General features: G+C 48.4%; 10 protein-coding genes and 1 pseudogene. 1 reads left to right on the forward strand and 10 read right to left on the reverse strand.

Annotated features, from left to right (window positions below; genetic code table 11):
• Positions 1 to 415: cation:proton antiporter (locus Q0614_RS03020; protein WP_298786435.1), on the forward strand; the 415-nt coding region annotated here is incomplete at its 5' end.
• A gap of 109 nt (positions 416 to 524) precedes the next feature.
• On the opposite strand, the gene Q0614_RS03025 is transcribed toward Q0614_RS03020, so the two are convergent.
• From Q0614_RS03025 to Q0614_RS03070, 10 genes and pseudogenes are all read right to left on the reverse strand, one after another.
• Entirely contained in the window at positions 525 to 992 is a 468-nt protein-coding gene (locus Q0614_RS03025) for a hypothetical protein (RefSeq protein ID WP_298786437.1), read from the reverse strand.
• A 400-nt stretch (positions 993 to 1,392) separates the two neighbouring features.
• Positions 1,393 to 2,247 carry a universal stress protein gene (locus tag Q0614_RS03030; RefSeq protein ID WP_298786438.1) on the reverse strand — a complete coding sequence of 285 codons (855 nt, stop codon included), beginning with the start codon at positions 2,245 to 2,247 and terminating at the stop codon, positions 1,393 to 1,395.
• 21 nt (positions 2,248 to 2,268) lie between these two features.
• On the reverse strand, positions 2,269 to 4,383 hold the full coding sequence (locus tag Q0614_RS03035) for a polyribonucleotide nucleotidyltransferase (protein WP_298786439.1): 2,115 nt from the start codon (positions 4,381 to 4,383) through the stop codon (positions 2,269 to 2,271).
• Positions 4,367 to 5,065, reverse strand: a complete 699-nt coding sequence (locus tag Q0614_RS03040; RefSeq protein ID WP_100067322.1) for a phosphoribosyltransferase family protein — start codon at positions 5,063 to 5,065, stop codon at positions 4,367 to 4,369. The genes Q0614_RS03035 and Q0614_RS03040 overlap by 17 nt, the downstream gene beginning before the upstream one ends.
• Before the next feature lie 20 nt (positions 5,066 to 5,085).
• Positions 5,086 to 7,344, reverse strand: coding sequence for an LPS-assembly protein LptD (locus tag Q0614_RS03045; RefSeq protein ID WP_298786442.1), 2,259 nt, complete (start codon positions 7,342 to 7,344; stop codon positions 5,086 to 5,088).
• Entirely contained in the window at positions 7,331 to 7,768 is a 438-nt protein-coding gene (locus tag Q0614_RS03050; RefSeq protein ID WP_297882073.1) for an RDD family protein, read from the reverse strand. The genes Q0614_RS03045 and Q0614_RS03050 overlap by 14 nt, the downstream gene beginning before the upstream one ends.
• Complete coding sequence (purD, locus tag Q0614_RS03055) at positions 7,765 to 9,021, reverse strand: phosphoribosylamine--glycine ligase (RefSeq protein ID WP_298786444.1); 1,257 nt, start codon at positions 9,019 to 9,021, stop codon at positions 7,765 to 7,767. The genes Q0614_RS03050 and purD overlap by 4 nt, the downstream gene beginning before the upstream one ends.
• A 242-nt stretch (positions 9,022 to 9,263) precedes the next feature.
• A complete protein-coding gene (locus tag Q0614_RS03060) occupies positions 9,264 to 9,962 on the reverse strand; it encodes a uroporphyrinogen-III synthase (RefSeq protein ID WP_298786445.1) in 699 nt (232 codons plus the stop codon).
• A gap of 69 nt (positions 9,963 to 10,031) precedes the next feature.
• Positions 10,032 to 10,223, reverse strand: a complete 192-nt coding sequence (locus tag Q0614_RS03065) for a hypothetical protein (protein WP_298786447.1) — start codon at positions 10,221 to 10,223, stop codon at positions 10,032 to 10,034.
• 150 nt (positions 10,224 to 10,373) lie between these two features.
• Positions 10,374 to 10,639 (reverse strand): annotated as a pseudogene (locus tag Q0614_RS03070) (argininosuccinate lyase); the annotation flags it as partial.

Raw genomic sequence — 10,639 nt, forward strand, 5'->3', positions numbered from 1 at the left:
CGCAGGCACCTTCCTGCCGACCTTTTTCTCGCACAAGGACGACCTCATCGAGAAGTTATCGTCGTTCGGCTTCGGCTTTTTGGTGCCGATATTTTTCATACACACCGGAGCCGTGATCAAGCTAGAAGCGCTCCTTATGCCCGGAGTGATGAGCTTTGCCGTAAGCCTAGCGGCGCTGATGTTTGGCATCAGGCTGCTTGCAAGCACTACGTTTTTAAGCACCTTGGGCCGCAAAGGCGCGGTGCTTTTCGCGCTATCGTTATCTATGCCGCTAACCCTCGTCATCGCCACGGCGACACTTTTTTACTCCACCGCCGCGATCTCGCAAGAGATATACTTCGCGATGATCATTGCCTCGCTCATAGAGGCGCTAGCGTCGATGATTTTGATAAATTTTATTTACAAGAAATTTTAGGGCGGGAATTTAAAATTTTGGAATTTTAGAATTTCAAAATCCTATGAAATTCTAGAATTCTATGAAATTTGATTTTATGCGGGACTAAAATGAAGTTAAATTTAAAGCTCTATTTTGCGCCGCAATCGGTTAGGTCTTGGAGTTCCATAGTGTAGTTCGGCTCCTCTCCGAACAAATCACGATCTCTATATACCTCTAAAATTTCTTTTAGTAAATGCAAAATATCTTGCTTATTAAGACTTTGCGTATGATTTGGTTTTAAATCTAGGAGTTTCCAGATTCTATGAAATTTTTCTGGTTTTGAAGTTCTGTTTATAATAATTTCATAATCCATAATTACCTCTAGTAATTCATTATTATAATATAGAATCCAAATAGTCTCTGTACTAAGAGCATGATCAAACTCATTACTAGGAAAGTTATAAAGACACCACATCCAACAATTTCTACTTTTGTCAATAGTCCATTTTCGTTTGTTAATAAATTCTTTATACGGCGGATTATATTTATAAAATATTTCACTCAATCCATACTTTTTATCATCCTCTTTAGTGATGATTACATTTTCAAATGCCATCTACGCTCCTTGGAATTTAAAATTTAGCGTGCAAACAGAAATTTCAAGTGCAAATTTAGGCGAAATCCACGACGCAGCTGAAACGACAAGCATGGAAATTTCAAACTCGCCGCGCTTAAAGATAGACCGGCGAGATTGCTGCGACCGCTAACTCTGCTCGCCGCGGATATATTTGCTTCCGCTAGCCGTAGCAAAGCAAAAGCGACTCTTTAGCAAAGCTAGCGATAAAAATTAATCGCAACCCATATGCAAGATAGCATAACTGCACGATCTGCGGGCGGGTTAGCAAAACCAAAGTGAGCCGATTAAAATTTAAGCTTTAGCTTGCGGCGCTTAAAAGCCGACTTAAGCCTAGACGCTATGCGGGCAATATGCCGCGACACGGCGTCTAAGCCTCAAGCTACATTAAGACCGGAATTTTGGTCTTTTGCAGGAAGTATTTCGACGCGCCGCCTAGGAATATCTCCTTTATGCCGCTGTCTGAGTGCAAGCCCGCTACGATAAGGTCGAAATCGCCCGCGTCGGCATACTCTAGTAGCACCTGTCCCGGGATCTTGCCCTCGGCATTTAACGCCTCAAAAACATCGATTTTAACGTCATGCAAGGCTAGATAGTCGCTTATGCGGCGCTTAGTTTCGGCAAGATCATCCTGAAGGTAGTGGTTTGCGGTAATGACGGTGACGGATTTGGCACGCTGTAAAAGCTCCAGCCAATTATCAAGTGCCCTTGCAGACGCCGCAGTGCCGGTAAGCGAAACTAAAATTTTATCCGCCTTGAACTCCTGCAGCTTGCGCGGTATGACGATGCAAGGCTTGCCGCTTTTGGTGACCGCCGCCTCGAACGTGCCGGTGATAGAGCCGGTAGGCGGCACCGAAACCAGCACCAAATCGCAATATTTGGAGTATTTCTCGACCAGCTCGGAGCGGATGCCCACCATATGCCTCAAAGCGGCGCTATTTGGGACGTGATCGTCGTCGCTTTGATCTAGGCCCAGCTTGGCGCATTCGGCGTCGAAGATAGCTTTAATCACCTCGCGCTCGGCCTGCATCTCATCGCCCGCGGATTTTAAAAACTCCTCCATCAAAACGCCGCCTTTTAGCGTCATACGGACATTGTAGATCATTTTAGGATCAAGCTGGCACGCCATTATATTAATGTGCGTACCGAAAAATTTATTCACTAGCAGCGCTCCGTGTATGCGCTCTGCCAGCTCCTCGCCGCCGCCGATAGGGAAAAATATCTTTTTAAGCTGCATCTTTACGCTCCTATTAAAATTTTAAGCTAATTCCAATGAAATTTTAGTGCCTTTCTGATCGGTCACGCGCACTCGCACCACGTCGCCCGCCTTGTAAGGCGTCGTGATAAATTTAGCGCGCAGCAATCCGTCCACGCCGTCTCGTAGCGAGATGAAGGTGCCGAAATCCAGTACGCTTTGCACCACGCCGTCAAACTCCTCGCCGATCTGAAATTTTACCTCTTTGCGTTCACCGCGCGGCTTGCGAAAATCGCGAGAATTTGAAACTATCGATAAAATTTTCTCTTTTGCGCCCGATACGCCGCTAGCTTTGGCGCCTTGGATCTTGACCTCACCCTTTTCGCGATCTAGATCGATATTTACGCCGAAGCTTTCGGTGATCTCTTTGATAACCTTGCCGCCCTGGCCGATGATGTCGGGGATTTTGCTCGCCTCGACGCTAAAAATTTCAAGCTTCGGAAGCACGCCCTCGTTTATAACGATCGCCGCATCCGCCTGCTCCATAAGGCCCAAAATATGCGCGCGAGCCTGCTTTGCCTGCGCTAGAGCCTCTTTTAAAACCTCCAGGCTGATACCGCCGAGCTTGATATCCATCTGAAGCGCAGTGATGCCCTCGTAGGTGCCCGCGACTTTAAAATCCATATCGCCGTCGTGATCCTCAAGCCCCATTATGTCGGTTAGCACGGCGTGTTTTTCGCCCTCAAAAATCAAGCCCATCGCGACGCCCGCAACGAGCTTTAGCGTAGGCACACCCGCCGCCCGAAGCGATAGCGCGCCACCGCAGACCGAAGCCATCGAGCTTGAGCCGTTGCTCTCTAAAATTTCGCTCACCACGCGGATAGACTGCGGCGAGTTTAGATCGATGCTCGGATATAGCGCTCTTTTGGCTAAATTCCCATGCCCTAGCTCGCGTCTGCCGGGGCTTTTGAGCGGGCTTGCTTCGCCGACGCAAAAGCCCGGGAAGTTGTAATTAAACATAAATCTATCGCTGATCGGCTCAAGCTGCGTTAGGCTGTCGCTTAGCTGCGCGTCACTATCGCCGCCCAGCGTGGTGACAACTAAAGCTTGCGTCTGCCCGCGCGTAAATAGGCAGCTTCCGTGCGCGCACGGTAGGATATTTGTCTCGATACTGATCGGGCGCACCTCATCAAGCGCGCGTCCGTCGGCTCTGCGGCGATCTTCGATGATCTGCGTGCGGATGATGCCGCGCTTATACTTGCCGATGACGCTGGAGATTACTTCTTTGCTCCATTCGTTTTGCGTCGCGGCCTCGGTCGCTAAAATTTGATCCACGATTTTGTTTAGCTCGGTAGCGCGCTCGCTCTTTGCCATCTGATTGATCGCCGCTTTGACGGCGTCTTTGTAGTTTGCATCGATAAAATCCGCGATATCCTCATCCTCTATCTCGGGCTTATACTCTAGGCTCGCATCGGGCTTTTTAATCGGCAAAAAAGCCTCTTCGTAGGCGTTTGAACCCGCGCTTATCGCCTTTGCGGCAAAATCAATCGCATCTACCATCAGATCTTCGCCAAATTCATTCATCTGCTGCGTGCCGCCATTAATCTGCGGCAAGGAGCGCATCTCGATCATCAAAAGCTCATCGCCGACGCCGGCTACGTAAAGATCAAGTGCGCTATTTTTAAGCGCGGAGTTGCTCGGATTTAGGATGAAGCTTCCATTTTGATAGCCTATGCGGACGCCGCAAACGGGCGCTTTAATCGGGATGTCGCTAAGATACAGCGCCGCAGATGCCGCATTAAGAGCGATGACTTGCAGATCGACCTCGGGATCTGCCGATAGCACGTAAACTACGATCTGCGTCGGATACGCATAACCCTTTGGAAAGAGCGGACGCAGCGAGCGGTCTATGATGCGGCTGGTAAGTGTCTCAAAATCGCCCGGCTTGGTCTCGCGCTTGATGTAGCCTCCGGGGATTCTACCTGCTGCGTACATCTTTTCGATATATTGAACGGTAAGGGGTAAAAAATCCTCCTGCACCTGCGTCTCTTCGCGCGCTACGGTAGCCAGCACGACGGTATTTTTTACGCGCAAAAGCGCCGCGCCCGCGGCTTGCTTTGCGACCTTATTGATATCGAAAATTTCGGTATTGCCATTTACTTCAATTTTGCACTGCATTAATTTTCTCCTTATTTTTGTTGGTCTCGTGAAACGGCAGATAAAGCGGGCATTTATTTAAAATTTGCATTATCTCCTCCGCGCTTGAGAGCGTTTTTTCTTTGTAATAAAAATCCACGTTCACAAAATCTCTGATCTTATGAACAGCATAAATTCCATCTACTAGCATGGCGATCTCGTCTGCATTATCGCTGCCGATAACGGGCGTGGCGTAAAAGATCGCTTTGGCGTTTAAGCTTACGAGCGTCTTTATGCAAGTAAGTGCAGTCAGCCCGCTCTCACACCCTTCATCTACCAAGATGACGTTTTTTTTCTCCAAATTTCCCAAAAGCTCGCCCTTGCGAAATTTATACATGTTTTTTAAAATTTTCTCCTCATAAAGTCTGTTTGCCTGTCCGTAAACATAATCCAGGCTGATGCCGAAGCTTCGCACGAGCTCATCCACCATCACGATCTCTTGGGTTTCGCTTACGCATGCAATCGCGCATTCAGGATTATTTGGCGCTAAAACGGGTTCTGTGAATAAAAACTCATAAGCAAGCCCTAATTTTAGAGCAAGATGGTTTGCGATAGGAAGCGACTCCAGGGACTGGGCGATTATTAGAAAATTTTCGTTTTTGATCACGGTAGCGGGTAAAATTTCTGCGAGTTTCATCGCGGCGTCGATTTGGTTTTCAAACATCAGCTCGGCTCTAGGCGTCATTATTTTTCGCTTCCGTATTCGCTATCTACTGAAAAATCATACCCTACTCCGCCGAACGGATAGAAATTTACGAGAAAGTAAATTCCGCGCTCCTTGCTTGCTTTGCTATAGCCAGTCGTACTGGTATTTTTAGGCTCAATATCCTCTTGATACACAAAAGAGTAATTCCAACACTTGCGCGTATGAGAAAGCCCCACGCGCCACATTTTAGAATAAGATCGCTCTAAGTCGTAATCCCAACGCCCAAAAATTTTATTATTCCTAGGCAAATTTACCGAAGCGTTTACGATGCCATAGTTATCTTTCGTATAGCGTTTAGGCTCCATGCTAAGTTTTTCATATTCGTAAGCGTGACTAAGTCCAAAGCTAAAGTCGTCGTTGGAGTAGTTGGCGTAGGTATAGACCTTATCAAAGCTTTTATATTTATGTGAGTAGGTAAAGCGGTTTCCGATATTTAGCCCATTTGCAAAATACGCATCGATGCGGTGTTCTAAATCGTCGAACTCATGATCGTCGAAGTCATATCGCTGCTTGACGCTATGGCGTAAAAATTTACGTCCGTCTTCATTATAAAAAAACTGCGTCATACTTAAAGCTGCATTTTCGTGAGTGTATTCGTCGCTAAGCTCGCTTAAGAAGTTATCCTCCCAATAAAGCGAGTCTTGCAAGTTACCCAGCCGCGAGCGATCTACTGCGCCGCGAGCAAGGTCGTATTTATACTGATGATACTTTAAAATTCTATCCTCTATATCGCCTTGCTGCCATCCGGGAATTCTAAAATCCGCCCTCCAGCTCATCGTATGATATAAGCTATCATAAGCCCTGGCTACATCGGTGTAGAGCGAAAGCTCGGTGTATTGATTAGCGTAGAAAGTGCTTTTATCCTCGCCAAGATCGCCGTTTGCGTAGTAGAATTTATCGTGCCAATCGATATTAGTCATATACACTCGCTCGGTAAAGGCGAAATTTAAATAATCCGCCAGTAGCGGCGTGCTTATACTAATCGGTACATCAAACTCGTATTGGCGAGCAGTCGCGCCCTCCCATCTAGTGTAATTACGCGCTTTTGCATCAAGCGAATAGATCAAATTTGGTAGTCCCAAATCATTGCTAAATTTATGATATTGCAGCGTCGGAAGCTCTTGAACGGTATCTTCATTGCGGAAAGTATTATCGGCGTTTAGCTTGCTTGTATCGATGTAGTATCGTCCGTAAGCGCCAAAATAGTGCTCGTCTGAGGTCAAATAATAATTCAGCCGTGAAGTTACGAGCGAATTATCCGCATTGTTGCCAAGACCTCCCTTTTCCTTCAGATCGTAGTATTCAAGGTCGTTTAGCTGAGTAAAATCGATCCATAAATTTTCGCGCAGATCGCCGTCTAGCAGATAGGTCGCAAGCTTGCTGCGATCGTATTGCACTTCAAAGCCGTGATGGCGCTCGTTTTTGTATTCGAGGCGCTTTTGCGCTCTCGAGAAGTTATCGAAAACTCCGCCTCTAATCTCGCCGTAAGAATACGGCGACTCCGTAAATCGAAATGTCCCGTATACGCCAAAGCCCCTGCGCGTGCGCACCTGCGGATCGAGCTGAAAATCCCAGCTATCGTAAGGCGCAAAATAGATCGGTTGCTTATAATAAATCCCTTCCTTGCTAATATAGCCCGCCTCGGGAGGCAGCAAGCCCGTGCGGCGCGTGCGATCAGTCGGGAAGCCGAAATACGGCAGATAGAGCACCGGCACGTCGCCCACGTAAAATCTCGGATTGAAAAGATGGAGAAATTTACTCTCTTTATTGAGCATGCCGCTACTAAATTTGATGCGCCAATCGGGATCGGTAACGTTGCAGCTAGATACGCTGGAGCCCTCCACGCGGTAATATTCGCTGTCGCTGCAGCTAGCGTCGTTTTGCATCCAAAGCTCGGAGTCCTTGTCCATCATAAAATTTACGTCGGCTTCCTGCTTATCGTTTTTCAGATCGATTTTGACATGCTGCGCACGCGTAGTTTCGCTGCTACCGCGCATCGCATTGACGTTACCAAAAAGCTCAATGATGCCGTTTTGCTCGTCGTATGTAGCGCGATCGGCGGTGATAAAGTAGTCCTGCGAATACACCGTTACGTTGCCACTAGCCTCCGTCAAAAAGCCGTTTTTCTCGACATTATCTGCTATAAGCTCGACGTCTTGGACCTTTGCGCTCGCACTACTTGCTAAAAGAGCGCTAAAACTAAGCGCTAGAATTTTAAATTTCTTACTCTTTTTCAATCTCTACCACCAATGTTTTCGCCGCCATATCGTGCAGGCTCTGACGCGAGTTCGTAAAAAGCGCCACCAAAAATCCCATATAAAAGATCATCTCGCTTATCAACCTAACCGCCGCGCGGATCGCTGCAGTAGCGATATCCATAGAGCTGCCGTCAGCGCGGACGCAATAAATTTTAACCGCAAGCTTGCCTAGCGTCGCGCCGTATAGATAGACAAAAATCGCCTGATATAAAAATTTTATTATCGCGTAATGCAAAATGAATTTCGACGCGATCTTTTGTACCTCAAGATTGCTTCCGCTTTGCGCTGCTGCGACAAGCTCTGGCTCGTCGATAGCAAATAGCACGACCACAAAAAGCGTTACGCTCACCGCTTCGTCGATACTAAACGCGATTACGCGCTTGCTAAGCGGAGCGACGATCAAATTTTATCTCTTAAGGCTTGGTGCGCGATATCACGCCTATACTGCGCGCCGCTAAATTTTATATTTTCGCACAGCGCGTAAGCCGCGTCCCGCGCCAGCTTTAAGCTCTGTGCGACGCCCACGCTTACCAAAACGCGCCCGCCGCTAGCGTAAATTTGCCCCTCCCGCTCGCTCACGCCCGCGTAGCAGATATGCGCATCCGTGGGAATTTCGCCGACCTCGATCAAAGCAGGCTGCGAAGAGCCGTAAGGGTAGCGCTCGCTAGCCATCACGACGCCCACCGCAAATCGCTCTTTTAAGCTTATGCTGCTTAGCTTGCCTACGGCGGCGTTGTATAAAATTTCGCTCAAATTGCCGTCAATTAGCGGCATCAAAACCTCGCACTCGGGATCGCCGAAGCGAACGTTGTACTCCAGCACGTAAGGCTCGCCGCCCACGATCATAAGCCCCACGAATAGCACGCCGCAAAAGGGCGCGCCCTGCTGCCGCATCCCTTTTAGCGTGGGTGAGACGATCTCGCCCTGCACTCTTTTTATCAGCGCGGCATCCGCTAGCGGGCTGGGCGCGTAAGCCCCCATGCCGCCGGTGTTCGGACCCATATCGCCGTCAAGCAGCTTTTTGTGATCCTGCGCTACGGGCAAGCTTACGAAATTCTCCCCGTCGCAGATCGCAAAAAAGCTCAGCTCAAAGCCCTCTAAAAACTCCTCCACGACGACGCGCTTGCCCGCTTCGCCGAAGCTTTCGCCGCTTAGCATATCCGCAGCGGCTTTTTTAGCTTCATCTTTGGAATTTGCGATGATGACGCCTTTGCCCGCGCACAGGCCGTCCGCTTTGACCACGACGCGACCGTCTAGGGTATCGATAAATTTTGAAATTTCGGATAGATCGTCGCTGCTTAGAAATTTTGCGGTTTTGATATGATTTCGCGCCAGAAAGTCCTTCATATAGGCTTTAGAGCCCTCAAGCTTCGCTGCGGCAGCACTAGGACCGAATATGGCAAGACCTTGCGCTTTGAAAATATCCACGATGCCTTTTGTAAGCGGCTCTTCGGCACCCACGATAGTAAGAGCTACGTCGTTGTTTTTCGCAAAGAGCGCAAGTTCATCAAAATCTTTTAAATCTAAATTTTTACCGAGCGCCTTAGTCGCGCCGTTTCCCGGAGCAAAATACAGATTTAAAACGTTTTTATCCTCGCGAAGTCTTAGCCCGATCGCGTATTCTCTACCGCCGCCGCCGATTATTAGGATATTCAATGAAGCCTCCGTAACGTAAAAAACCCAAGTGAGCGTTGCGTAAAAAGAATCGGCTCAAACAAAGCCAATCTTGCAACTAGGAAAAATCTCTAGGTCGCAACCCGTAACTTTAAAAAAGCTCGAGCCGAGCCGCGTCACACGGACCTCTCACGTCGTCGCTTATACAAATATGTTGAACCCTCATATAAAACGCTCTCGCTTCACCCAGGCTTGGGCAAAATTATAGTCTAAATTTGCTTAAACTATGGCAAAAGCGCCAGATCGACGCAGGATTTTATCGACATTCTTTCGCAGATTATCGGCTCGCAAAACTCGCTCAAAACGCTCGCCGTCGTCCTACCGATACAGATCGCTTTATAGCTCCCGTCCCAGTCGAAATTTGCGGTAAAACCGCGGACGTTTTTAGGCGAGGTAAAAATCAGCGTGCTGCCCCGCGGCGGCTTTGCGGCGGCAGGCAGACTAAGGACGCAATTTTCATAGGCGATCACGCTTTGCAGCCGCACGCCGGCGTTAGATAGAATTTGCTCCAGCTTTGATACCGTCTGCCTCGCGCGCAGATACAGTGCGTCTCTGCCCCTTAGAAGCGGCGCGATCTCCGCGGCAAACTCGTTTCCGTGCCCGTGCCGCGCCGTATAAATGCCGCGAAATCCAAACTCGCGCGCAGCCGCAGCGCACGGCTCGCCGATAGCGTAAACGGGGGTATCTAAATCAGGCGAAATTTCATTAAATTTTATCGCCGCTACCGCATTTTTGGAGGTAAAAATTAGCGCGCCGATCTGCGCAGGCAGGCTAAATTTGAGAAATTTTATCTCGCAAACCGCAAGCTGCCTCACCTGTGGATGCTCAAATCTCGTATTAGACACCAGATATATCAAAACGCCCTCCATGTTTAAATTTGCTTCGATTAAATTCCACTCTCGAAAAATCCGATCCGCCGTCATTAATCTTTGAGCTCAAATTCAATTCCGCTCCGCGCCGCCTTCGGCGCCGATAAAAACCTGCCGCGAGACCTACGCGCGTTTTTCAGTCGCACTTAAACAACCTAGCGGCGGCACGCTTTTTAAAATTTTATCTCGCAGGCAAAGCGTCAAATTTAAATTCATCGCTTTGTTCGAGCCTTGTTCTTTAAATTTTACTTTGCAGAGTCTGCGGCGGGCACCTAAAAACGCCGCCGCAAAGCTCGATCTGCGCGCGACAGACATATTACATAGCTCGCCAGCCCCGCGCAGCCCGTGTATGTGCCCACACAGATCGCCAAGCTCGCCGAATTTTAAAATTTAAAGCTGCGGCTACGAAATTTCAAAGCTACGAGCGCTAAATTTTAAAATTTCGCCGCTCTTAGGCTCTTAAATTTAGCCTTTCAGCCATCCGTTTAAAATTTCAATCTGCGCCGCAATGCTCTCATTTGCCGTACCTCCTTGCGACTTGCGTGCCTCCTTAGAAGCGTTTAGATCAAGAAATTTAACCGCACCCGCGTCCAAGCTTTCATCTACGCTAGCAAGCTGCTGCGCATTTAGCTCGCTCAAATCTAGGCCTAAATTTTCCGCATACGCCACCGCCTTACCCGTGATGAAGTGCGCCCGGCGAAACGGCACGTTTTTCTCCCGCACGAGATAAT

The organism is uncultured Campylobacter sp. (assembly GCF_937997595.1).
Taxonomy (GTDB): Bacteria; Campylobacterota; Campylobacteria; order Campylobacterales; family Campylobacteraceae; genus Campylobacter_B.